The organism is Aurantimonas litoralis (genome assembly GCF_026153195.1).
GTDB classification, from domain to species: Bacteria; Pseudomonadota; Alphaproteobacteria; order Rhizobiales; family Rhizobiaceae; genus Aurantimonas; species Aurantimonas coralicida.
In genome coordinates this window covers 200,904-224,214 of the sequence record NZ_JAPFBM010000004.1, presented here as the reverse complement: position 1 = coordinate 224,214, position 23,311 = coordinate 200,904, and the positions used below count along the sequence as shown (strand labels likewise).

19 protein-coding genes and 1 riboswitch are annotated in these 23,311 nt (G+C 69.5%); of the genes, 4 read left to right on the top strand and 15 right to left on the bottom strand.

Annotation, left to right across the window (positions count from 1 at the left end):
* Position 1: 1 nt before the first annotated feature.
* The 3 genes from N7I30_RS10850 to N7I30_RS10840 form a co-directional block, all read right to left on the bottom strand.
* Positions 2-5,386, bottom strand: coding sequence for an alpha-2-macroglobulin family protein (locus N7I30_RS10850; protein ID WP_498638743.1), 5,385 nt, complete (start codon positions 5,384-5,386; stop codon positions 2-4).
* Positions 5,387-5,599: 213 nt separating this feature from the next.
* Entirely contained in the window at positions 5,600-6,253 is a 654-nt protein-coding gene (locus N7I30_RS10845; RefSeq protein WP_498638739.1) for an alpha/beta hydrolase, read from the bottom strand.
* 14 nt (positions 6,254-6,267) lie between these two features.
* The gene (locus N7I30_RS10840; RefSeq protein ID WP_498638737.1) at positions 6,268-7,218 is read right to left on the bottom strand and encodes a ring-cleaving dioxygenase; all 951 of its coding nucleotides are present in this window, start codon (positions 7,216-7,218) and stop codon (positions 6,268-6,270) included.
* A gap of 182 nt (positions 7,219-7,400) precedes the next feature.
* Here N7I30_RS10840 and N7I30_RS10835 point away from each other — a divergent pair, with 182 nt between their 5' ends.
* Entirely contained in the window at positions 7,401-8,069 is a 669-nt protein-coding gene (locus N7I30_RS10835; protein WP_348646340.1) for a nucleoside triphosphate hydrolase, read from the top strand.
* A 36-nt stretch (positions 8,070-8,105) separates the two neighbouring features.
* Here N7I30_RS10835 and N7I30_RS10830 read toward each other — a convergent pair whose 3' ends face one another.
* On the bottom strand, positions 8,106-8,843 hold the full coding sequence (locus tag N7I30_RS10830) for a hypothetical protein (protein WP_498638735.1): 738 nt from the start codon (positions 8,841-8,843) through the stop codon (positions 8,106-8,108).
* A gap of 172 nt (positions 8,844-9,015) precedes the next feature.
* Between N7I30_RS10830 and N7I30_RS10825 the strand changes: the two genes are divergently transcribed.
* Together N7I30_RS10825 and N7I30_RS10820 are read left to right on the top strand one after the other, a co-directional pair.
* On the top strand, positions 9,016-10,584 hold the full coding sequence (locus N7I30_RS10825; protein WP_498638734.1) for a B12-binding domain-containing radical SAM protein: 1,569 nt from the start codon (positions 9,016-9,018) through the stop codon (positions 10,582-10,584).
* Positions 10,581-10,904, top strand: coding sequence for a hypothetical protein (locus N7I30_RS10820; protein ID WP_024348765.1), 324 nt, complete (start codon positions 10,581-10,583; stop codon positions 10,902-10,904). Before N7I30_RS10825 ends, N7I30_RS10820 begins: the two co-directional genes overlap by 4 nt.
* A 126-nt stretch (positions 10,905-11,030) precedes the next feature.
* Here N7I30_RS10820 and bla read toward each other — a convergent pair whose 3' ends face one another.
* The 11 genes from bla to minC form a co-directional block, all read right to left on the bottom strand.
* Positions 11,031-11,930 carry a class A beta-lactamase gene (gene bla / locus N7I30_RS10815; RefSeq protein WP_498638733.1) on the bottom strand — a complete coding sequence of 300 codons (900 nt, stop codon included), beginning with the start codon at positions 11,928-11,930 and terminating at the stop codon, positions 11,031-11,033.
* A gap of 128 nt (positions 11,931-12,058) precedes the next feature.
* Entirely contained in the window at positions 12,059-12,697 is a 639-nt protein-coding gene (gene cobO / locus N7I30_RS10810; protein ID WP_009208866.1) for a cob(I)yrinic acid a,c-diamide adenosyltransferase, read from the bottom strand.
* Position 12,698: 1 nt separating this feature from the next.
* On the bottom strand, positions 12,699-13,139 hold the full coding sequence (locus tag N7I30_RS10805) for a GNAT family N-acetyltransferase (RefSeq protein WP_498638731.1): 441 nt from the start codon (positions 13,137-13,139) through the stop codon (positions 12,699-12,701).
* 21 nt (positions 13,140-13,160) lie between these two features.
* Complete coding sequence (gene cobN, locus N7I30_RS10800; protein WP_498638729.1) at positions 13,161-16,898, bottom strand: cobaltochelatase subunit CobN; 3,738 nt, start codon at positions 16,896-16,898, stop codon at positions 13,161-13,163.
* Between the two features lie 11 nt (positions 16,899-16,909).
* A complete protein-coding gene (gene cobW, locus N7I30_RS10795; protein ID WP_498638727.1) occupies positions 16,910-17,995 on the bottom strand; it encodes a cobalamin biosynthesis protein CobW in 1,086 nt (361 codons plus the stop codon).
* A gap of 4 nt (positions 17,996-17,999) precedes the next feature.
* Positions 18,000-18,536: a bifunctional adenosylcobinamide kinase/adenosylcobinamide-phosphate guanylyltransferase gene (gene cobU, locus N7I30_RS10790; protein ID WP_498638725.1), complete on the bottom strand. Its 537-nt coding sequence runs from the start codon at positions 18,534-18,536 to the stop codon at positions 18,000-18,002.
* The gene (locus N7I30_RS10785; RefSeq protein WP_277023556.1) at positions 18,526-19,167 is read right to left on the bottom strand and encodes a HupE/UreJ family protein; all 642 of its coding nucleotides are present in this window, start codon (positions 19,165-19,167) and stop codon (positions 18,526-18,528) included. The genes cobU and N7I30_RS10785 overlap by 11 nt, the downstream gene beginning before the upstream one ends.
* Positions 19,168-19,294: 127 nt before the next feature.
* Positions 19,295-19,549, bottom strand: a riboswitch (cobalamin riboswitch).
* Between the two features lie 162 nt (positions 19,550-19,711).
* Positions 19,712-19,861, bottom strand: coding sequence for a hypothetical protein (locus N7I30_RS10780; protein ID WP_169513611.1), 150 nt, complete (start codon positions 19,859-19,861; stop codon positions 19,712-19,714).
* A gap of 61 nt (positions 19,862-19,922) precedes the next feature.
* A complete protein-coding gene (gene minE, locus N7I30_RS10775) occupies positions 19,923-20,186 on the bottom strand; it encodes a cell division topological specificity factor MinE (RefSeq protein WP_024348772.1) in 264 nt (87 codons plus the stop codon).
* A complete protein-coding gene (gene minD, locus N7I30_RS10770) occupies positions 20,183-20,998 on the bottom strand; it encodes a septum site-determining protein MinD (protein ID WP_009208858.1) in 816 nt (271 codons plus the stop codon). Before minD ends, minE begins: the two co-directional genes overlap by 4 nt.
* 31 nt (positions 20,999-21,029) lie before the next feature.
* On the bottom strand, positions 21,030-21,782 hold the full coding sequence (gene minC, locus N7I30_RS10765; protein ID WP_187392500.1) for a septum site-determining protein MinC: 753 nt from the start codon (positions 21,780-21,782) through the stop codon (positions 21,030-21,032).
* A gap of 236 nt (positions 21,783-22,018) precedes the next feature.
* Between minC and N7I30_RS10760 the strand changes: the two genes are divergently transcribed.
* Positions 22,019-23,233: an ABC transporter substrate-binding protein gene (locus N7I30_RS10760; protein ID WP_491391923.1), complete on the top strand. Its 1,215-nt coding sequence runs from the start codon at positions 22,019-22,021 to the stop codon at positions 23,231-23,233.
* The last annotated feature ends 78 nt before the right edge of the window (positions 23,234-23,311 follow it).

Sequence of the window (23,311 nt, the reverse complement as noted above, 5' to 3'; positions counted from 1 at the left end):
CTCACCGCAGCGGACCGATCACCGAGACGCTCGTCTCGTCGGTGCGCCCGCGCCGGCTCGGATCGTACATGTTCTGCACCAGCGCCGCCGGATGGACGAACTCGCCCGGCGAGACCGCCCGCACGATATAGGCAAAGCGCCTCGTGGCCGTGTCGCCGTCGCCCTGGTCGATCGCCGCCAGGAACCGCTCGGCCCGGAACTCCGTATGTGCCGCCTCGCCGGTCAGCTGCAGCCAGTCCAGCGCTGCCACGTCGCCGCCGCGCAGGATCGCCGGATTGTCGATCTCGAAGCCCGCCGGCAGCGGGTCGTCGACCATCAGCCGCGCCGGTCCCGAATCGAGCGGCGTCACCTCCAGCACCGTGACCAGCCGCTCGCCCTGCCCGATGGCCGACGGATCGGCCGGATCGCCGTCCAGCGTGTAATAGCGCCGGTCGATCGCATAGCCATCCGATTGCGCCGCCGGCGCGAACTCCGGCACGCCGCGCAGGGTGATCTCGGCCCGCACCGGCTCTGCCGCGCGATTGGCGATGTCCAGCCCGCCGCTGATGTCGGCCGCCGTGAAGGCCGCCGCATACGGCCCCTCCACGTCGCGCCCGGCCACCGTCAGCTTGGGCGGGCTGCGGTCGAGCAGCGCATGCGCCGCCAGAAGCGACCAGGAATCCTCCTGCGTGCTGGTAAAGCGCTGGGTCCGCCGCGCATCGTTCACCTGCCGCACCAGCCCGTCGAAGGAGACCCCGTCGATCGCCGTCTCCAGTCCCAGCGTCAGGATCGCCGCATCGTCGCGCAGCGGCGTGCCGTAATCGCCCCGCTGCGAATTGAGCAGCGGCGAGCCGATGGCGTCGTCGACCGCGGCGCGGAACACCCGTTCGGCCCGCACCCGGTCGCCATAGAGCGCCAGCGCGGCGCCGATCTGGGCCTTAGCGAGCGGCGTGCGGAAGTTCACCAGCTCGTTGTCGGCGTAATAGCGCAGGTCGCCGATGGCCGCCCGGCCATTGCGGGCCAGCACATAGCTCGCATAGGCCACCGGCCCGAAGTCGGGTGCGTCCGGCAGATAGGCGAGGCTGTTGCGCAGATTGTCGATGGCGAGGTCGAAGCCTTCCTCCGGCACCTTGTAGCCGGCCTCGCGGGCCCGGGTCAGGAAGTCCGTCACATAGGCGTCGAGCCAGAGGTCGCCGTAATCGGGCCGCCACAGGCCGAAACTGCCGCTGGACGACTGGTTGGCCAGCACGCCCGAAATGGCTCCGTCGACCCGCGTCTTCACGTCCTCGACGCGGTCGAGGCCGGCGGCGAGGATGGTCGGCTCCAGATAGACCAGCGGCATCGCCCGGCTGGTGATCTGCTCGGTGCAGCCATAGGGATAGACGTCGAGCGCCCGCACCACGCCGGCCACGTCGAACTCGGCCGCCCCGGTGACGCTCAGCGTCGCCGTCGCCGTGCCCGGCAGGAAGTCCGCGAAGAGGCTGCGGTCGAAATCGAACCGCCCGCCATTCGCCGCCAGGGTCACGGCGCTCTTGTCGACGGTCTCCGGCGCGATCGAGCGCACCGGCAGCGTGACCCGCTTCGACAGGATGTCGCCATTCGGCAGCGTCAGCGCCACCTCCAGCCTGCCGTCGCCGACCGCCGCGCCGGTCACCGGCATCAGGAAGGTCTCGCGGCGGCCCTCCACCAGGTCGAAGCGCCGCGGCGCGGTGTCGTCGAAGGCGACGATCCCCTCCGCGCCCGACACCGCCAGGCTGGCCGCGCCGGTCGGCCCCTCGACATGGGTCACGTCGATGGCGATACGCGAGCGGTCGCCCGGCGCCAGGAAGCGCGGCTGGTTGACCGCGATCACCACCGGGTCGCGCACGATCATGGAAGCATCGGCCTCGCCCACCCCGGTCTTCGACCAGGCCAGCGCCATCAGTTTCAGCGTGCCGTTGAAGTCGGGAATGTCCAGCGGCACCGCCGCGGTCCCGTCCTCGCCGACCGTCACCACGCCGGAGAACAGCGCGACCAGCGCCTCCATCGGCGGCGGGCTGTCATAGCTCGCCCCGGCGTCGCCGCCCGAGCGCACGCTGCCCGGCGCGCCCTGCATCCGGTCGATCAGCTTGGAATAGAGGTCGCGAATGTCGACGCCGAGACGCCGCTTGCCGAAATAATGCCCGCTCAGCGACGGCGGCTGGAAGCCGGTGATGTTGAGGATGCCCTCGTCCACCGCCGCCAAGGTCAAATAGGCGGTCTCACCCGCCGCGACGCCGTCGACCGAAACCTCCACCGTCATCCGTTGCCGTGGCTCGATCTTTTCCGGCGCCGCGATGGCGACCTGCAGGGCCCGATCGCCCGGATCGACTTCGGCATGGGCCAGCCCGATCGCCCGGCCCGGCATCCGCTTCCGGTCGAGGTCCATCGGCCGGTAGACGATCGCCGCGATATAGGCGCCCGGCCCCCAGTCGCGGGTGACCGGCAGTTCCACCGTGCCGCCTTCGGCATCGATCTCGGCGGTCTGCCGGGTGATCACGCGTTCGTCCATCACCAGCACTTCGGCGGTTCCGGCAAAGCGCGGCTCGATCCGCACAACCGCCGTATCGCCGATCCTGTAGCGCGGCTTGTCCAGCGACACCCGGGCCATGTCCGGCGTGTCGAGCGCGGCGGCCGCGACGTACCAGCCCGCCTCGAAGCCGGCGCTCGCCGGCACCGCGGCACCGGACGGATCGCTCAGCACCAGCTCGTATTCGCCCCATTCCACCGGCAGCGACAGGGCCGCCGGCGCCTCGGTCCCGATATCCACCGTGCCGCTGGCGACGCGCTCGGTGCTGCGGACCGGCTCGTAGTTCCAGTTGCCGCCCGTCGCGTACCACTGGAAGCGGGTGTTCACCTTGTTGAGGACCCAGTCGATCCCGGCCTGTGCCATGCGCGCGCCGTCGGCATCGATGGCGATCAGGTCGAAGCCGGCCTCCGCCCCCTCGCCCACCGTTCCGTCGAAGCGCGGCTTGATGCCGAGGCGCGGCTTGGCGCCGGCCAGCGGCAGGTCCAGCCTGCGCTCCACCGGCCGTCCGCCGGTGTCGATCACCCGCACCTGCAGGGCGGCGGTCACCGGCTTGGTCGTCGCCGGCGCGGTGAACGGGTCGAGCCCGATCGTCGCGTCGCCCGCCTCGTCGGTCTGTCCGCCATTGAACGGCTGGCGCAGCGCCGTCGTCTCGTCGCCGGCCAGCCCGAAGCGGTAGCCCGGATAGGCGCCGAGACGGTCGGTTGCCGTCAGCACCGCCTCGCCGCCGACCTCCAGCCCGCCGGCCGGGGCGCCGAAGAGATAGCGCGCCGCCACCGCGATCACCGGCGGCGCGTCGGGGTCGAGCGTCTCGGCCTGCGTCGTCAGTTCGAAATCGATCTTCTCCGGCTCGAAATCCTCGACGATCACCGTCGTCTCGGCCAAGGCCGGCTGCTTGGGATCGGTATGGAGGGCCACCTTCCAGACCCCGCGCATGGCGCCCGCCGGCAGGTCGAGGCCGAAGGCGAAACCGCCGGCACCCGCATCGGCCACCTGCCGCCGCCGATGCTCGACGCCGTCGGGCCGGGTGACGATCTGCGTCATGGTCAGGCCCTCGACCGCCGCGCCCGTGGCGTCGCGCATCGTGCCTGTGAAGAACGCCGTCTCGCCGGTGCGGTAGATGCCCCGCTCGGAGGTCAGGAACACGTCCAGCGGCCCGGCCGGCGCCCGGCCATCCACGCCGCGATCGGTCAGGTCGAAGGGCGTCTGGGTCAGATCGAGAAAGACGAAGTCCTTTGCCGCCCGCGCTGCTGTCAGAAGCGCCGGCCGGTCGCCGCCGGTGCCGCGCAGGAGGCCCGCCGGCAGCCGCGCATGGCCGGCCGCGTCGGTCGTCGCCGTGCCGAGAACCTGGTTGTTGGCGGCCACGAGATCGAGCGTGATCCCGGCCATCGGATCGGCGCTGCCCAGCGAGCGCGCGAAGACGTGGAAGCCATCCTCGGCGGCCAGGCTGGTCAGCCCGATATCGCTGACGACGAACCACTGGGTGGCGAAGCTGTCTTGGTATCGCAGGCCGTTCTTCGCCTTGGCGGTCAGCACATAGACCCCGGGCTCGATCTCCGGCACGATCTCGGATACCGGGATCGCCGTCGTCACTTCGCTGTTGGTCTCGCGCACCACGCCGACCGTGCCGGTCCACACGTCCTCGCCGGTTTCGGCCGCCACCTCGGTGATCTGCCACTCGGACAATTGCTGCAGCAGCCGCCCGTCGGCGATCGCCCGCGACAGGGCCCGGTCGCCCATCCGCTGCAGCCGCGCCTCGATCTCGTCGGTGTTGATCGTCGTCACCGGGATCGTCGTCTCGCCGCCGGCCGGCAGCACATAGGCATTGGTGGCAAACCGCACCGAGGGGTCGCGGTCGCGCACATAGACGCTCACCTCCGCCGAGCGCGACAGGGTCTCGCCATCGACGGAACGGATGCCGGGACGCGCGACGATGCGGTAGCGCTCGCCGTGCTTGACGCCATCGATGCAGATCTGCGACCCGCTCGCCGTCACCGGCAAGGTCTCGCCGCCCTCCACCTCCACGAAGTCGCCGGCATTCTCCGAACTGGTCAGCTGGCTCGACAGCGCGTCCGAGAAGTTCAGGCAGATGCGCGGGCTGGCCGCATTGTTGTCGACGCTGTTGTCGACGATGCGGAAACCGTGCGCGGCCACGACCGCGTCGAGACTGGCGCGAATATCCGCCATCTCCGCCAGATCGAGGCTCTCGCGATAGGCCTTGATCGCTCGCTTCCAGTTCTGGGCCGCCTCGTAGGCGCGGGCCAGCGTCGCCAGCGCCCCGGCGCGTTCGTCGTCATGGCCGGCGGTCAGATAGGCGTTGATCGCGCCAGCCTCGCGCAGGCGGTTGTTGGCGGGCTGATCGCCATATTGCTCGGGCGTATAGGCAAGCGCCGCATCGGCGATGCCCTGCCAGGCGAAATGCGCCAGCGGCGCGCGCTTCAGCGCTTCCCGCCATGCCCGGATCGCCTGCGGATGGGTCAGTGCCGTTCGCGCGAGGCCGGCAATCTCCAGCGCACTCGCATCGCCGAACCGGATGCTGCGGTCCTCATTGGCGATCTCCAGCCGTAACTGCCTGGCATCGTCCAGCGTCGCGGCCGGCAGGAACGCCAGATCCGCCATGCGCGCCTCGACGCTGTCGGCGTCGATCCCGGCCTCGGCCACCACCTTGCCGGAAATCGCCCCAGCCACCGTCCGCAATTCGCCCACCGCCTCCTTCAGGAAGCACCAGCGGCTGTTGGTATTGAGGGTGAACGCCTGGCAGCGGTCGTCGGCGAGACAGGTCGCGGTGCACTGGTCGAGATCGACATCCTTGAGGATGTCGTAGTCGCGGCCGAAATAATCGGCGCCCTCGGTGGTGATCACCCGGCGCCCGTCTTGCGCAAGGGAAGGCACTGCGGCCTGCCCCGAAAACAGCAATGCGACCGCCAAAACGAAGAAGAGCCTGCCGAAACCGCGCATCGAATGCTTCTCCCCGGCGGACTTCCGCCGGGTTCATCCTATGCCGAAGCTTTGACTCGCACCAGTGGATTCCGGCGGGACGTCCGATGACGACGCCCCGCCGGAATCAGGCCCGTGTCAGCCCGCCAGACCCTGCAGAAGGGCCCGTGCCCGGCCGATCTCGTCCATGTTGATCGTATGGCCGGGCTCCGGATACAGCACCGCGGTCACTGCCGCGCCGCGCGCTTCGTAATGCGCAATTGTCTCGCGCACCCGCACGGCCGGAATGAACGGATCGCGCTCGCTGCAGCCGATGAACACCGGCAGGCCATCGAGCCGGCCCGTCTCCTCGCGCCCCTCCACCGACGGCCCGATCAGGCCGCCGCTGAAGCCCAGCACGGCCGCCACGCGGCCCGGATGGCGCGCGACGTATTCCAGCGACAGGCAGGCGCCCTGCGAGAAGCCGGCGATCACCACCTTGTCCGCCCCGATCCCGGCCGCGTCGAGATCGGCGAGGATCGCCGCGATCCGGTCCAGCGCGGCGCTCAGATCCGGCTCGTTGGCGTGGAGCGGCTCCATGAAGGGGCGCGGATACCACGCCCCGCCGCGGGCCTGCGGCGCCAGATAGGCGATGTCGCCGAGGCCGATCGCCCCGGCGATGCCCAGAATGTCCGCCGCCGTCGCGCCGCGCCCGTGCAGGCAGACGACGACCCGGCGGGCGCTTTCCAGCGGCGCCCCGGCATGGCCGAGATGATGGCGGGCCAGAAGCGCGTTCGAATCCTCGGGGGTCATGTCCTGTCCTTTCTCTAGCGGTCGAGCGGCTTCAGGCCGGCTTCGATCTGCGCGCGCTTGGCCTCGAGGAAGGGCGGCAGCGACAGGCTCTCGCCAAGGCTCTCCATCGGCTCGTCGACGGCAAAGCCCGGCCCGTCCGTGGCGATCTCGAAGAGCACCCCGTTCGGCTCGCGGAAATACAGCGAGCGGAAATAGTACCGCTCCACCTCGCCGCTCGACGGCACGCGGAAGCCGCGCACCCGCTCGGTCCAGGCGTGCAGTTCCTCCACGTCGGCCGTGCGGAACGCCACGTGATGCACGCCGCCGGCACCCTGCCCGGCCGCCGGCAGCGACGGATCCACCGCGACGTGCAGTTCGGCCGCCGGGCCGCCCTCGCCCATCTCGAACACATGCACGCTCGCACCGTCCGCCTCATAGGTGCGGACTTCGCGCATGTTCATCATCTCGGTCAGTACCGGCGCGGTCCGGGCAAGATCCGGCACAGCCATGGTGATCGGCCCGAGGCCGCGGATCTGATGCGCGGCCGGCACGCTGCTCGCGTCCCAGGGATTGGCCTCGCCGGCGCCCCCGTCGTCGATCAGCCGCAGCCGCTGGCCCTCCGGGTCCTCGAAGTCGAGCGAGGCGCGGCCGTCCAGTTCCACGATCTCGCCGGTCGCAACACCGGCCTCCGTCAGCCGCGCATGCCAGTAGTCGAGGCTGGCGCGGCCGGCGACCCGCAGGCCGGTCCGCGAGACCGCATGGTTGCCGCGGGTCTCGGGCTGGGCCGGCCAGTCGAAGAAGGTGATGTCGGTGCCCGGCGTCGCCTTTCCGTCGGCGTAGAACAGATGATAGGCGCTGGTGTCGTCCTGGTTGACCGTCTTCTTGACCAGCCGCAGGCCCAGGACCTCCGTGTAGAAGCGGAGATTGCCGGGCGCATCGGCCGTGATGGCGGTCAGATGATGAATGCCTTTGAGGGCAAGGGTCATGGTATCGCTCCGTTGCACGAGGTCGCTTGGGGCAAGATAAGCGGCCTTGGCCTCGCAATTGGAAGGGCGCCGTTCGTGACGAATCGTTTCTCTTTGTTGAACGGCCGTCGTTCGGATGCGAACAGTGCCCCGTCGTCCACCCGGTCCTCCCGCACCGTTTTCCCTGTTCCCGGAGGCTCACCATGCCCATGACCGACCTGGATCCCATCCTCGACGCCATCGCCGCGCGCCGGGGCACCGATTCCCGGCGCCTCATCGTTGCGCTGGCCGGGGCGCCCGGCTCCGGCAAGAGCACCATGGTCGAGCATCTGCGCGACCGGTTGAACGATGCGTCGCCGACGGCCGGGACCGGCACCGCCGCGCCGGGGATCGCCGACATCCTGCCGATGGACGGCTTCCACTATGACGACCTGGTGCTGGACGCGCGCGGCCATCGCCCCCGCAAGGGCGCACCGCACACTTTCGACGTCGACGGGCTGATCGTCACCCTCGACCGGCTGAAGGCCGATGACGGCCGCGCCGTCGCCGTGCCGGTCTTCGACCGCGCCATCGAGATCGCCCGCGCGGGTGCCCGCATCATCGCGCCCTCGGCCCGCATCATCCTCGTCGAGGGCAATTACCTCCTCCTCGACGATCCGGCCTGGGCGCCGCTGCGCCAGCGCTTCGACCTGACGGTGATGCTCGCCGTCCCCGAACCGGTCCTGCGCCGCCGGCTGAAGGATCGCTGGCTCGGCCACGGCCTGACCACCGACGCCCTCGTCACCAAGCTCGACGGCAACGATCTGCCCAACATGCGGCTGGTGCTGGAGCGCAGCGTGCCGGCGGACCTGACGGTGGTGAATGACGGCTGACGCTACGCGGGCGACCGGCGCCCTGCCCGCCGCGGCTCAGCCGCCGGCCAGGCGCAGCGCCACATAGACCCAACCCGCCAGGGCCGCGCCGGAAATCGCAAGGTAGAAGGCCCGGCAGATCCGCGGCTCGAACCAGTCCCAGTCGCGCCCGGCGCCATAAGTCGCCGCCCCGTCGACCAGCGCGAACAGGCCGAGCGCCACCAGCGCCGGAGCCCAGGCCTGGGTGATCATCGCGTCGAACACCGCAATGCGCGTCATCACGTGAAGCGCCGTCGCATCGATCCGCTCGATGGCGCCCATATAGGCCACCCACAGGGAGCGGCGGGCGCCCGCCAGCCAGCGGGCCAGCTTGTCCGGATCGGGATGGCGATAATCCTCGATCGCCCCCGTCACGAGAATGAAGGCGATCTCGAAGCCGGCCGCGCCCAACCCACAGATCGCCGCCACCTCCAGTCGCAGCGGCAGCCAGCCGGAAGAAGCGATCGCGGCCAGGACGCCGAGTTCCGCAAGGCCCGAGGCTAGGCCCCAGAGACCGGCCCCGGCGACGCCCGCCTTCATCACGCGCCGCGCGAACCGCACCCGCGCCAGGAGCAGCTTCCCCGCGACGGCGAGTGCCCAGGCCGCGCCCCCGATGGCGTAATAGGCCAGATCGCCGGGCCGCACGGCTGCCAGCCAGATGACGGGCCCCAGCGTCAGCACCGCGAGCACGGTCAGCGACACCCGGTGATGCAGATGCGGCAAGGCGACGATGTCTGGCTGCTGCGGACCGGTCATGGCTCCCCTTGCGTCAGATATCGCGCCATGCGGCTTCCATCTTAGGTTGAATTGCTGTAGATTGCCATCATGGGTTGATTTTGCCCAGTATAATCCCTGCCGGTTGCAGGCTCGCGTCTGGCGAGCGGCCCCGCAGGGGCCGTTCCATCGATGCCGAATACGGGAGACCGTCATGCGGGTTGTTCTCTGTGCGCCCCCGATCATGGATCGGTTCGAGGACACGCTGGAATCCATCGCGATGGATGCCCATCGCGAATGTCCGCCCTATGGCATGTATCTCCTGCGCGCCGCCCTGCTTCAGGCCGGCCATCACGTCGATTTCGCCGATCTGATCGCGCTGGGCACCAGTTCGGTCCAGGGCTTCTCGGCCGAGATCGACCGTGCCGATCTCGTCGGCATCGGCGCCACCTCCATGTCCTGGCCCACCGCCATCGAGGTGCTGAAGCAGATCCGCCGTCGCCGGCCCGACGTCCCGGTCGTCGTCGGCGGCATCCACCCGACCATGTTCGACCAGTATGTGCTGTCCGCCTTCCCGGTGCAGTTCGTCGTGCGCGGCGAAGGCGAAGCCGCCATCGTCGCTCTGGCCAACGCGCTGGAGGGCTCCCGCGATTTCCACGAGGTTCCGAACCTCTCCTGGAAGACCGACGACGGCGTCGTCGTGCGCAACAGCATCGAGAAGCTGATCCGCAAGGACGAGCTCACCGATTTTCCGGTGCCCGATTACGGCGACCTGCCCGACCGGGTCTATCAGGCCCTGTCGATCGAATCCTCGCGCGGCTGCGTCTTCGACTGCTCGTTCTGCTCGACCTCCTACCGGCGCACCTGGCGCGGCATCCAGCCCGAGGAATTCGTCGACCGTCTGGAGATGATCCTGCCGCATGTGCCGCGCACCAGCGCCGGCCACATCCACATCATCGACGACGAGTTCTCGATGAACGTCAAGCGCGCCACCCGCATCGCCCAGATCATCAGCCAGCGCGGGCTCGACGCCGGCCTGGTCTACGATTCCCGCGCCAACGATATCTGCGACGAGGCCTATGTCGAGGCGATGGCGCCCCACACGGTGCAGTTCCTGGTCGGCGCCGAATGCGGCTATGACGAGGGTCTGGCGCTGATTGGCAAGGGCACCACCTGCGCCAAGCTGGAAGAGGCCGCCCGCATCCTGCGCAAATTCGGCATCGCCGACCGGGCCGACTTCTCCTTCGTCCTCGGCCTGCCCTGGGAGGGCCGCACAGAGGTCGAGCGCACCATCGCCTTCGCCACCCATCTCCACGCCACCTACGGGGTGCGCGTTCTCCTGCAATGGTACTGCCAGATCCCCGGCTCGCGCCTGTGGGACGAGGCGGCGCGCAACGGCCTCGTCACCGAGGCGATGTATGACGAGTTCGGCTTCTTCTCGAACTACTATCTGTTCCAGTCGGGCGTGAAGATCCCCACCGCCGACATCTATGCGATCTCGGACAAGGTGGCCGCCGTGCGCACCGTGTCGCAGGCCGTCTACAAGGGCCGCAACATGATCGAATATGCCTTCCCCGAGCCGGTCGCGAAGTATTTTCCGCGGATCCTCGAGACCTTCCAGCAGAATGGGCTGGCGAGCCTGCGCCAAGTCGCCGGCCCCGGATCGCAGGCGGCACGCCGCGAGATCCCGGTCGAGCCCCCGAACCCGGCCCCGCCGGGCGAACGGATCGGCATTCCCCTGCGACATTTCCACGGCGTCCACGACAAGGGAGCAGTGACATGACCGACCTGCAGAAGGGCGAAGACACCTATGTGAAGGCCCTGCAACAGATCTTCACCGACCCGGAAGTCCGCAAGGCCCTGGAGGCCGAGCCGGAAGCCACGATGGAAAGGCTCGGCTTCGATCTCGACGACGAGGCGCGGGCCACCCTGCGCGCCAACGACCAGCCCGAACTCGCCGTGGCCGCCGTGCCGGCGGTTCTGGTGAGGGTCGCCACCAACGGCACCCGGCCGGCCGTCCGCGTCGCGGTCTCCAGCTCGACCTTCGCCGCCACCCGTGGCCGCGCCGCCGAGCTCGATGCCGAGCGCGACCGCAGCAGGTAGGCCGGCCCAGCCATCGCTGCGCCGGCCCCACCCGCCTGCCGCCACGGGCGCCGGCACCTCCCGGAGGCGTCGGCGCAGCGACGTCAGACGACGAGCCTCAGGATCGACTGCCGGCCGCGGCCATCCTCAACGCGCCGCGATCACCGGGACGATGGCTGCGCCGATCTCGGCGACTGCGGCATTGCGCGTGCTGAAATCCGCCGGCGAGTCGGACAGATAGATCGCCACGAAGACCGGCGCGCGCCCCGGCGGGGTGATCATCGCCACGAGGCTGCGCGTATAGTCCTGTCCGCCGCCGGACTTGTCGACCACCTCCCAGTCCTTGGGCGTACTGGCGCGGATCAGCTTGCCGGTCACGCCGCCAAGGCGCATCCACTCGCGCAGTTGCTCGCGCGACGCCGGGCGCAATCCGTCCCCGATCAGCATGTTCTCCCAGCTCGTCGCCATGGCTTTGGGGCTGGTCGTGTCGCGCGGATCGCCGGGGGCGAAGATGTTGAGATCGGGCTCGGTCCGGTCGAGCCGGGTCACCGCGTCGCCGATGCCGCGCAGGAAGGCGGTCACCGCCTGCGGACCGCCGAGCCTGGCGAGAAGCAGGTTCGCGGCGGTGTTGTCGCTCATGTCCGTCGTCGCCAGGCAGAGTTCGCCGACCGTCATCGCGCCGCCCTGGCGCGTTTCGGTCACCGGCGCATAGCTGAGAATGTCGGCGGCCCGGATCTCCACCGGCTCGTCGAGCGCCAGTGCGCCCTGTTCGGCCTGCTCCAGCACCGCCCCGCACAGAACCGACTTGAACGTGCTGGTCATCAGGAAGCGCTCGTCTTCGCGGTGCCCCCACTGCCAGTCACTGCCGCTGTCGCGGATGAAGACGCCGATGCGGGCATCCAGCCGCTCTTCCAGCCCCCGCACCGTCTCCGCCAGGCGCGCCGTGGCGTCCTCGGCCTGCGCCTGAGGCCCTGCCCACAGCGCGGCCACGACCACGACAGCCGACAGGACCGATCGGCGCGACACCATCCGGCAAAAGCTCTTCATCTTCATCCCCCACGCAATAGCCGGTTGCCTTTGCAACCGTTGGAAGGGGGCGATCAACTGCTGGTTTATGTCGAAATGGAGGCGAAACGCGGCGCTCGTGAGCGCCATCCACAGGCCGGCGAATGACCCTAGAACTCGATCCCGAGCTGCGCCTTCACGCCCGAGCGGAACGGGTGCTTGATCATTTCCATCTCGGTGACGAGATCGGCGAAGTCGATCAGCTCGTCCTTGGCGTTCCGACCGGTGATGACGACATGCTTCATCTCCGGCTTGCCCTTCAGGAATTCAATCACCTCGGCGAGATCGAGATAGTCGTAACGCAGGACGATGTTCAGCTCGTCGAGCAGCACCAGCTTGTGTTCGTCGTCCATGATCAGCGCCTTGGCCCGCTCCCAGGCCGCCTTCGCCGCGGCGATGTCGCGCTGCCGGTCCTGGGTCTCCCAGGTGAAGCCGTCGCCCATGGCGGTCATCGTCACCTGGTCGGGAAACTTCTCCAGCACCTTGCGCTCGCCGGTCTCCCACTTGCCCTTCACGAACTGCACGACGGCGACCTTCATGCCGTTGCCCAGTGCCCGGAAGACCAGGCCGAAGCCGGCCGTCGACTTGCCCTTGCCCTTGCCCGTATGGACGATGACGAGACCCTTCTCGATCGTCTTGGTGGCGATGATCTTGTCGCGCGCCGCCTTCTTCTTCTTCATCTTCTCGGCGTGCCGGGCGTCGAGCTCGGCGTCCGACATGCCGTCGGTGATCTTGGGTTTGTCGTTCATGTCAGGCCTCCCCTGCGGTCTGTGTCTGGTCGCCGAAGATCTTGGCGTAGAAGATGCGTTCCTCGCCCTCCGGATAGTCCGGCAGCCGGCCGAAGGGGCGATAGCCCATGGCCTCGTAGAAGCCGGGCGACTGGAACGAATAGGTGTCGACCCAGACCCCGCGCAGCGCCGAGTCGCGCGCGATCGCCTCGGCCCGTTCGACGAGCCGCCGGCCCAGGCCCGCGCCGCGATGGCGCTCGGGCACCGCCAGCACCTCGATATGCAGCCAGTTCCAGTAGATCTGGGCGATCAGCCCGCCGTCGATACCCGCCGCGTCGCTCAAAGCCAGGGTCAGGAAGCGCGGCGACATGGCAAAGTCGGTGCGCGTCGCCAGTTCCGCCAGCGGCGCCACGATGCGGCTGCGCGTCTCGTCGTCGGCCATCTCCACCCGGTGGATGTCCATGCGCGCGCCTCCTGCGGTCCGTCATCCGGCACCCAGCTCCGCCCGGGCGGAGTTCGAGCGCGGTATCCATAGGCCCCGGTCGATCGCCTCGGCAAGCTTGTCGCACATCTCGCGATAGGCGTTCGCATTGTTGTCGAGCATGAAGTCCCGCACCGGCTCGTCCACCACGAAGGCCCGGTACACCGCCTCGAAATGATGGTCGCGCACCGCGCCCGTGGTCGCCGAGAAGGCGAAGAGATAGTCCACCGTCGCGGCGATCTCGAAGGCGCCCTTGTAGCCGTGGCGCATGACGCCGGCGATCCATTTCGGATTGACCACCCTGGCCCGCACCACCCGGCCGATCTCCTCGTCCAGCGTGCGCACCACCGGTCGCTCGGGCCGCGAATGGTCGTTGTGATAGACCACCGGCCGGTCGCCCGAGACCTGCTCGACCGCCGCCGTCATGCCGCCCTCGAACTGGTAGTAATCGTCGGAATCCAGAAGGTCGTGCTCGCGGTTGTCCTGGTTCTGGACAACCGCCTCGATCCCCGACAGCCGCTGCTCGAAGCCGGCCCGGTCCGCCTCGCCCGCGGCGTCCGCCCCGTAGGCATAGGAGCCCCAGACGATGTAGCTCTCGGCCAGATCCGCCCGGTCGTCCCAGCCCTTCTCGTCGATCAGCGCCTGCAGTCCCGCGCCGTAGGCGCCGGGCTTGGAGCCGAAGATGCGAAAGCCCGACCGCCGCGCAGCCTCGGCCTCATCGACGCCGTCGGCCATGAGCGCCTGCCGCTCGGCCCGCATCCGCGCCGCGATCGGATTGTCCGCCGCCTCCTCGTCCAGTGCCCCGACCGCCCGGATCGCCCGGTCGAACAGCGCGATCTGGTCGGGAAAGGCGTCGCGGAAGAAGCCCGAGATGCGCAAGGTCACGTCGACCCGCGGCCGGCCGAGTTCGGCCAGCGTCACGATGGCGTAGCCGGTGACCCGCCGCGAGGCCCGGTCCCAGACCGGCCGGGCGCCGATCAGCGCCAGCGCCTGGGCAATGTCGTCGCCGCCGGTGCGCATGTTGGAGGTGCCCCAGGCCGTCAGCCCGATCGAGCGCGGCCAGTCGCCCTCGTCCTGCAGATGCCGCGTTACCAGAAGCTCCGCCGAGCGCCGGCCGAGATCGTAGGCTGCCTCGGTCGGCACGGCACGGGTGTCGACGGAAAAGAAGTTGCGGCCGGTCGGCAGCACGTCCGGGCGTCCCCGCGTCGGTGCGCCCGACGGTCCCGGCGCAACGAAGCGGCCGGCAAGCCCGGCCAGCAGTCCGGCGATCTCGGCCGGGCCCGACCCCGTCACCGCCGGCGCGAGCCGCGTCTCGACCTCTGTCAGCACCGCCCGCGTCGCGGTCCAGCCCGGCTCCGCCGCCGTCTCGCCGGTCACGAGCAGCGCCGCCAGCCATTCGATCCGCTCGACCGTGTCGCCAGCCGTGCGCCAGGCATCGGCCGACAGGTTCTGAAGCACGTCGGGCCGCGCCCCGGTCCAGCGTGCCGCCATGTCGCAATCCAGCGGATCAAAGTCCTCCGCCTCCCCGCCATCGCTTCCCAGCAGATCGGCCGCGATCGCCCGGTGCAGCGAGCCGTCGCCCGGCGCACTGCCGCGCGGCAGCCGGGCCAGCGCCACGGTCAGATCGGTCAGGAGCCGGCCTTCCGGCGCGACGCCGAAGACATGCAACCCGTCGCGGATCTGCATCTCCTTCAGGTCGCACAGATAGGCGTCGAGCTTTTCCAGCGCCCTATCCTCGGCCTCGCCCGCCGCGATGCCGGCATCCTGGTCGAGACCGATGTCGCGGACGAGATCGAGGATCTGCCCCTTCAGCAGCTCCAGCCGCCGCGGATCGCTGCCGGCCGCCTCGTAATATTCGTCGACCAGTGCCTCGAGATCGCGCAGCGGCCCGTAGCTCTCGGCCCGCGTCAGCGGCGGCGTCAGATGATCGATGATCACCGCGCTCGTGCGGCGCTTGGCCTGCGTGCCCTCGCCCGGATCGTTGACGATGAACGGATAGAGATGCGGCAGCGCCCCGAACACCGCCTCGGGGAAACAGGTCTCAGACAACGCCAGCGCCTTGCCCGGCAGCCATTCCAGATTGCCGTGCTTGCCCATGTGGATCACCGCGTCGGCATCGTATTGCGTCCGCAGGAAGGCGTAGAGCGCCAGGTAATTGTGCGGCGGCACGAGGTCCGGCGAGTGGTAGGTCTCCTTCGGGTCGATATTGTAGCCGCGCGCCGGCTGGATGCCGACCAGCGTCGCGCCGAACCGTGCCAGCGGCAGCGCAAACGCGTCCCAATCGGCCAGGAAGAACGGATCGGCCTCGGGCGCGCCCCAGCGCTCGGTCACCGCCGCCCGCACAGCCTCCGGCAAACCGTCGAAGAACGCGCGATAGGCCGCGAGCGCCAGCGTCTCGCGGATCACCCGCGCCGCCGTCCCGGCATTGGTCGGACCGGCCATCAGGTGATCGATCAGCCCGTTGCCCGTCGCCGGCACGTCGGCGACGTCGTAGCCCGCCGCCGCCATGGCGTTGAGGACGGTGATCGTCCCGGCCGGCGTATCCAGGCCGACGCCGTTGCCGAGCCGCCCGTCCCGATTGGGGTAGTTCGCCAGGAGGATCGCCACCCGCCGCGCCTTCGCGGGCTTCGTCCGCAGCCGGCACCAGCGCGCCGCCAGTTCGGCAACGAAATCCACCCGGTCCGGCAGCGCGCGATGCGCCACGATGTCCGTCTGGGTCAGCGCATCCCAGTCGCCCGCCGACTTGAAGGCGATCGCCCGGCCGAGCACCCGCCCGTCCACTTCCGGCAGGGCAACATTCATCGCCAGATCGCGCGCCGAGAGCCCCTGCGACGAGGCCTCCCAGGCCTCGCGCGCCCCGCTCGCCAGCACCGCCTGCAGGACGACGGCCCCGCCTTCCTCCAGCACCGTCGGCACCCGCTCGCCGCCGGGCGACGAGACGGCGAAGCCGGTCAGATTGACGACGACGTCCGGCGCCCGCTCGGCAAACAGCGCCCGCAGGGTCTCGATCGACACCGGGTCCTTGAGGCTGGAGACATAGACCGGCAGGATTTCGAGCCCCTGCCGCGCCATCGCGGTCGCCAGCGCCTCGACGGGCTCGGTCTGGCCGCTCTGCATCAGCGCCCGGTAGAAGACGATCGCCGCCAGCGGCCGCACCGGAGCGGCAGCCGGCCGCGACGCGTCGGCCTCGACGCCCGCCAGTTCCAGCCTGCCCGCCTTCAGGAGCGGCTGCGCCTCCGGCGGCCAGTCCCCGTTCGACAGGATCGCGCCCAGCGCCTGCAGGAAATTCTCCGCATTCGCCGGCCCGCCCTCGACGAGATAGCGCCACAGCCGGGCGCGCGGCCCCTCTCCAAGGGTGTTGTAGCGGTCGAGCCCAGGGTCCGGCTTGTCGTCGCCCGGCACCACGACCAGATGGCCGCCCGTCGCCTGGGCATTGGCCAACAGCGCGTCCAGCCCATAGGGCCAGTAGGCGGCGCCACCGAGAATGCGCACCACCACCAGCTTCGCATGGCGAAGCGTCCGGGCGACATAGGCGTCGACCGACATCGGATGCTTCAGCCGCAGGAAGTTCGCCAGCCGCAGCGACGGGGCAGCCGCACCCAGCCGTCCGGCGGCCCCGGCCAGGCCGGCAATCTCCGTGTCGGCCGCCGACAGCACGACAATGTCGGCCGGCGTCTGGCCGAGATCGACCGCCTCGCCGCCATCGTCGATCGTGCCTTTCTGGGCAAGGAGAAGATGCACGACGCTGCGCCCTACTCCGCCGCCGCCTGCGCCGCTCCATCGGTCAGGGCGCGGATGGTCGCCCGGATCGTCCCGCAGGTCGCCGCGTCCAGCCCGTCATGCAGGCCGATGACGACCAGCCGGGTGGCGCGGGTCTCGCCCGGCTTCCAGGGCCGGTCGAAATAGGTCTCGATCCGCTGGCCGACGGCCTGCACGACCAGCCGCATCGGCTTGCCCGGCACGTCGGCAAAGCCCTTCAGCCGCAGGATGTCGTGGCCGGCGATAACCGCCGACAGTCCCTCCGCGAAGGCCTTCGGATCGGTGACCTGCCCGGCCTCCACGACGAAGCTCTCGAACTCGTCATGGTCGTGATCGTGGCCCTCGCCTTCATGGTGGAGCTCGTGATGCGACTTGCGATCGGCGATCAGGTCCTCCGTCCCGGCCGACAGGCCCAGAAGCACGTCGGTCGGCAGCACGCCGCCTTCCGCCGTGACGATCTTCACGGCCTCGGCGCACTGGCTGCCGATCTCGCCGCGCACCCGCTCCAGCGTCGCCGCGTCGACGAGGTCGGCCTTGTTCAGGACGATCAGGTCGGCCGCCCGGATCTGGTCCTCGAACAGCTCTTCCAGCGGATTGTCGTGGTCGAGGCTCTCGTCGGCGGCCCGGGCCGCGGCGACCTTGGCCTCGTCGTCGGCAAAGCGTCCGGCGGCGACCGCGGCGGTGTCGATGACCGTCACCACGCCGTCCACCGTCACCCGCGTCTTCACCTCGGGCCAGTTGAACGCGGCGACCAGCGGCTGCGGCAGCGCCAGCCCCGAGGTCTCGATGACGATGTGATCCGGCAGCCGGTCGCGGGCGAGCAGCTTGGTCATGGTCGGGATGAAGTCGTCGGCGACGGTGCAGCAGATGCAGCCATTGGTCAGCTCGACCACGTCGTCCTCGGTGCAGGTCTCGATGCCGCAACCGGTCAGGATGTCGCCATCGACGCCAAGGTCGCCGAACTCGTTGATGATCAGGGCGATCTTCCGGCCGCCGGCATTCTGCAGCATGTTGCGGATCAGCGTCGTCTTGCCCGCGCCGAGAAAGCCGGTGACAACGGTGGCTGGTATCTTCTGCACGGCTTCAACCTTTCAGGGTGAGCGGTAGGCCGGCGGCGACGAAGATCGCCTCGTCGCACGCGGCCGCGATCAGTTGGTGGAGACGCCCGGCGTGGTCGCGGAAGCGCCGCGCCATGGCGTTTTCGGGGACGATCGACAGGCCGACCTCGTTGGAGACGAAGACGATCAGCCCCGGCGGCCGGCCCTGCAGGCAGGCCGCGAGCCGGTCGGCCTCCTGGTCGACGTCGCGTTCCGCGAGCATCAAATTCGACACCCAGAGCGTCAGGCAGTCGACCAGCAGCGCCCGGTCCGGCGCCGCTTCGCTTTCAATGGTCGCGACGAGATCGAGCGGCGCCTCGACGGTGCGCCACGGCGCCGGCCGACGCGCTTTGTGCGCGTCGATCCGGGCGGTCATTTCGGCGTCGAAGGCCTGCCCCGTCGCGATGTAGACGGGGGCGCGACCGCTCCCGCCGACGCGGCGCTCGGCGAAGGCGCTCTTGCCCGAGCGCGCGCCACCGAGAACGAGGACGAGGCGGTCGGTCGCGCCGGCCTCAGCCGGCAAGACCGGCGATCGCCAGCAGCTGCTCGCCGAGGATCATCGCCCCGGCACCGGCGACGACGCCGCCTGACACCCGCAGGCCGAAATTCTCGCGGGCGGCCAGGCCGCTGCCGAGAAGCCGCACGGCGATGAAGCCGGCGGAGACTGCGACGACATACTGGATGGCCGCAAAGCCGATCAGATAGGCGACGACCGCGCTCGATTCCGAACCGACCACCGCTTCGCCATAGGCATAGCCGTGGAACAGGCCGGCGACGGCGAAGAGCGAACCGATCGCCAGCATGCCGTAGGAGCGGCCGGACAAAGCGAGGATGCCGATGCCGGCGACCGACAGGGCGACGACGAATTCGGCGGCCGGCAGGTCGAAGGCCATCAGGTGCAGCAGCGTGCCGGCGACGGTGGCGCCGATGAACAGCAGCGGCGCGGCGAAGCGATGCGCGGTCAGCGCGGCGAGCAGGCCGACACCGATGATGAAGGCCAGGTGGTCGAGGCCGATGACCGGATGGGCGAGACCCGACAACAGGCCCTCACCCATGCCCTGCGGCGCCATGCCACCAGCCGGGTGGTGGGCGAAGGCCGCGGTCGGAATCAGGGACAGCAGCGCCGTCACGGCGAAACGATTGCGGAAAGGCATGAAGACAACTCCCGTGTCCTGTTGGAACGGACGCGGATAGTCCCAAAAAACCGGCGTTTCCCCGAAACTCCGCGGCACGACGGCCGCCGGATCGAAACACAGGTCCTGAAGGAACATCCCGTCCCGTAGACGTCGCACGTGGATGGCAGGTCTCCTGGCTCGCGGGTCGTCGGTCTTCGCCTGGCCTTCCCGGAGACATCTCCAGTGGCTTTCGCCGGTCTCGCCTGGCCTGACGGCCCGACGCATCCCGGTGGTGAAGACCTCGCCGCTCTACAGTCGCGGGGTCGGCTGCGATATGGGCCCCCTGTTTGGGTCGGCCCGTCGCATTCCCTCTTCGCCCCTGCCGCGTGGCAGCGGGGGAACCATCCTTCGACGGACCCGGCGCAAGCGTCGAATCCGATCAGCTCGCAGACTAGCGATCGGCCGGCGCGACGCAAGCCAATTCGCCGCACGGGCGGGCGCTGCGTGCCGTGCGCGATACGCATGCAAAAGGCCCGGCCGCAGTCTCCTGCAGCCGGGCCTCGATGCATGTCAGGCGCTCGGTTCAGCGCGCCGCCGACTGCTCGCAGGCTTCCACATGCTTGGCCAGCGCCTCGTTGGAGAGGATCGCGCTGATCGTGCGGATGTCGCGGTTCTGGAACTTCGGCGTCTTCTGCAGCTCCTTGAGCCGCTCGAGCATGGTCACTCGGCTCATGGTGTTCTCCTTCTTGCCGGTTCCGCGACGGGGATCCCGCCGCGGGTTGGGGCGGGCGCCGTCAGGCGGCCCGCACGCTCGCGGTCACGGGAATCTCGATGTCGACCTCGAGGGTCGAGACCTGTTCGCCGCGATCCATCTTCACGATCACCTTCTCGCGGTCGACATGGACGTGCCGTGCGATCACCGCGAGAATCTCCTCGCGCAGGAGCCCGACGAGATCGGAATGGCCGACCGTCGCGCGCTCGTGGGCGAGCAGGACCTGCAGGCGCTCGCGCGCCATCGGCGCCGAGCTCTGCTTGCTGAAGAAACTGAAAAGGCTCATGCCGCTCTCCGTCCGAAGATCTTGCCGAACAGGCCGCGCTTCTCCCCCGGGATCACCATGGGAACGGTCTCGCCGGCCAGGCGGCGCGCGGCGTCGGTGTAGGCCAGCGCCGGTGCGCTGCGGGCGTCGCCCAGCGTGACCGGCGTGCCGAGGTTGGACGCGCGCAGCACGTCCATCGATTCGGGAATGATGCCGAGGAGCGGGATCGACAGGATCTCCAGCACGTCCTCGACCTTCAGCATGTCGCCGCGCTCGGCCCGGTTCGGGTCGTAGCGGGTCAGAAGCAGGTGCTTCTCCATCCGCTCGCCGCGCTCGGCCTTGGCGGTCTTGGCGTCCAGCAGGCCGATGATCCGGTCCGAATCGCGCACCGAGGAGACTTCCGGGTTGGTCACGACGACCGCGACGTCCGCATGGCGCATCGCCAGGGTCGCGCCGCGCTCGATGCCGGCCGGGCTGTCGCAGATGATCCAGTCGAAGGTCTCGCGCAGCTCGTTCATGACGATCTCGACGCCTTCCGACGTGAGATTGTCCTTGTCGCGGGTCTGCGAGGCCGGCAGCAGGAACAAAGTCTCCAGCCGCTTGTCGCGGATCAGCGCCTGCGGCAGCTTGGCGTCGCCCTGCACCACGTTGATCAGGTCGTAGACCACCCGGCGCTCGGCGCCCATGACCAGGTCGAGATTGCGCAGGCCGACGTCGAAATCGACCACGACGGTCTTCTCGCCCCGCTGCGCCAGCGCGGCGCCCAGCGCTGCCGTGGAGGTCGTCTTGCCGACGCCTCCCTTGCCCGAGGTCACCACGATTACTTTTGCCATCTCGTTCTCCTGTATGCTGGTCGGCCGCCGGCTAGACCAGGATTTCCGTCTTCAGCGTGTCACCGTCGAGCCAGACCTGCACGGCCTGCCCGCGATGCGCCGGATTCATGTCGTCGGCCATCTTGTAGAGGCCGTCGATCGCCAGAAGCTCGGCCTCGAGCTTGCGGCAGAAGATGCGGGCCGAGGCGTTGCCGACCGAGCCGGCCATCGCCCGGCCCCTGAGGGTGCCGTAGACGTGGATCGAGCCGCCGGCGACGATCTCCGAACCGGACGCGACCGAGCCGAGAATGGTCACGTCGCCTTCCGGGAAGATCACCGACTGGCCCGAGCGCACCGGCTCGTGGATGATGATCGACGGCATTGCTCGGACCGGCTGCGGCTCGGGCCGCGGGGCCGGCGCTTCGGCCTTCGTGGCAGTGCTGGCCGGCGCGCTCGCGGGAGCCGGCGCGGCCGGCGCCTCGAAATCGTCGGCCGGACGTCCGCCCTTCATCGCCGGCGGCATGCCGAAGCCGAGCAGCGAGGCGCGGGCGCCTTCGATGCCCATGATCCGGACACTGCGCTCGCCGAGTTCGCCGATCAGCTCCTTCAGCTGCGCCTGGTCGATGTCCAGGCCCTCGACGTCGAGAACGATGGGACGACCGAGGAAGAAGCCGGTCGAACGGGCGGCCAGATCGTCGAGGCGAGCCAGCCAGCTGTCGAACGGCAGCTCAGGGGACAGCACCAGCGCGAGGAAGGAGCGGCCCTTGAGGCGGATCGGACGGGTGTCTGTTAGCGCTTTGGTCATCTGCGTTAATTTTCGGTTGCTGGGCGATCTAATCGGACGTCGGTTAACCGGAGATTAAGCCTCAAAGCCTGCGCCGGGCTGACGCGAAAGCGGCGATTTGCCCTGTCCGGATACGGCCTTGGCGGGGCTATGACGTCCTTGTGGCCTTGCGATGGCAGCCGCTTTCGGCCATGACGCCGGGGCAGGGTCGACCCTCGAGACCGGGGGAGCTGCGGCCGCAGACACGGGGACTTGCCATGATCACCGGACGGATGTTCGCCACGCTCGCAGGGGCCCTCGGCCTGTTCGCCGGGCTCGCCACGCCGGGCCTCGCCCAGGAGCCGATCACCCTCGGCGAGATGAACAGCTACACCACCCTGCCCGCCTTCACCGGTCCCTATCGCAAGGGCTGGGAACTGGCGCTGGAAGAGATCAACGCCGCCGGTGGCATCGACGGCCGGCCGGTCGCGGTCGTCAGCCGCGACGACAATGGCAAGCCCGCCGACGCCATCCGCATCGCCGAGGAATTCGTCGCCTCCGACGACGTCGCGGTGGTGTGGGGCGGCTTCTTCTCCAATGTCGGCCTCGCCCTCACCGACTTCGCCAAGCAGCGCCAGGTGCCGTATCTGGCCACCGAGCCGCTGGCCGACGCCATCGTCTGGTCGCAGGGCAACCGCTACACCTTCCGCCTGCGCCCCTCGACGGCCATGCAGGCGGCGATGCTGGCCGAAGAAGCCGCCAAGCTCGACGCCACCCGCTGGGCGACCATCGCGCCGAACTATGCCTATGGCACCGATGCCGTCACCGCCTTCAAGGCCGAGCTGAAGAAGCGCAAGCCCGACGTCGAGTTCGTCGGCGAGCAATGGCCGCCCCAGGGCAAGCTCGACGCCGGCCCCACCGTGCGCGCCCTCGAAGCCATGAAGCCCGACGCGATCTTCAACGTCACCTTCGGCGCCGACCTCGCCAAGTTCGTCCGAGAGGGCGACATTCGCGGCCTGTTCGACGGCCGCGAGGTCGCCTCGCTGCTGTCCGGCGAGCCGGAATATCTCGAGCCGCTGGGCGCCGAGGCCCCCGAAGGCTGGATCGTCACCGGCTACCCCTGGTACGACATCGATACGCCCGAGCATGACGCCTTCCGCACCGCCTATGAGGCGAAATACGGCGAGCATCCCTATGCGGGCTCGCTGGTCGGCTATAACGGGATGAAGGCCCTCGCCGCCGCCCTGACGAAGGCCGGCGGCGCCACCGACGCCGACTCCCTCATCGCCGCCTTCGAGGGCCTCGAGGTGCCCGACGCCCCGTCCGGTCCCTTCACCTTCCGCGAGGCCGACCACCAGTCCACCATGGGCGCCTGGGTCGGCCGCACGGCGGTGCGCGATGGCCAGGGCGTCATGGTCGACTGGCGCTATGCCGACGGTGCCGACTACCTGCCGTCGCCCGAGGATGCCCGCAAGCTTCGTCCCGCCGAATAGGCCGGCCGCACAGGCAGCGCACAGACGCCGGCGCGTGGTGACCCCTCCGGTCGCCGCGCGCTGGCGCCCATCCCCAAC

Bases quoted from the DNA above. Each gene is read 5' to 3' on its own strand.
- N7I30_RS10845 (WP_498638739.1), bottom strand. From the start codon at position 6,253: ATGACCCCCGAGGATTCGAACGCGCTTCTGGCCCGCCATCATCTCGGC.
- N7I30_RS10840 (WP_498638737.1), bottom strand. From the start codon at position 7,218: ATGACCCTTGCCCTCAAAGGCATTCATCATCTGACCGCCATCACGGCC.
- N7I30_RS10835 (WP_348646340.1), top strand. From the start codon at position 7,401: ATGCCCATGACCGACCTGGATCCCATCCTCGACGCCATCGCCGCGCGC.
- N7I30_RS10830 (WP_498638735.1), bottom strand. From the start codon at position 8,843: ATGACCGGTCCGCAGCAGCCAGACATCGTCGCCTTGCCGCATCTGCAT.
- N7I30_RS10825 (WP_498638734.1), top strand. From the start codon at position 9,016: ATGCGGGTTGTTCTCTGTGCGCCCCCGATCATGGATCGGTTCGAGGAC.
- N7I30_RS10820 (WP_024348765.1), top strand. From the start codon at position 10,581: ATGACCGACCTGCAGAAGGGCGAAGACACCTATGTGAAGGCCCTGCAA.
- bla (WP_498638733.1), bottom strand. From the start codon at position 11,930: ATGAAGAGCTTTTGCCGGATGGTGTCGCGCCGATCGGTCCTGTCGGCT.
- cobO (WP_009208866.1), bottom strand. From the start codon at position 12,697: ATGAACGACAAACCCAAGATCACCGACGGCATGTCGGACGCCGAGCTC.
- N7I30_RS10805 (WP_498638731.1), bottom strand. From the start codon at position 13,139: ATGGACATCCACCGGGTGGAGATGGCCGACGACGAGACGCGCAGCCGC.
- N7I30_RS10785 (WP_277023556.1), bottom strand. From the start codon at position 19,167: ATGCCTTTCCGCAATCGTTTCGCCGTGACGGCGCTGCTGTCCCTGATT.
- N7I30_RS10780 (WP_169513611.1), bottom strand. From the start codon at position 19,861: ATGAGCCGAGTGACCATGCTCGAGCGGCTCAAGGAGCTGCAGAAGACG.
- minE (WP_024348772.1), bottom strand. From the start codon at position 20,186: ATGAGCCTTTTCAGTTTCTTCAGCAAGCAGAGCTCGGCGCCGATGGCG.
- minD (WP_009208858.1), bottom strand. From the start codon at position 20,998: ATGGCAAAAGTAATCGTGGTGACCTCGGGCAAGGGAGGCGTCGGCAAG.
- minC (WP_187392500.1), bottom strand. From the start codon at position 21,782: ATGACCAAAGCGCTAACAGACACCCGTCCGATCCGCCTCAAGGGCCGC.
- N7I30_RS10760 (WP_491391923.1), top strand. From the start codon at position 22,019: ATGATCACCGGACGGATGTTCGCCACGCTCGCAGGGGCCCTCGGCCTG.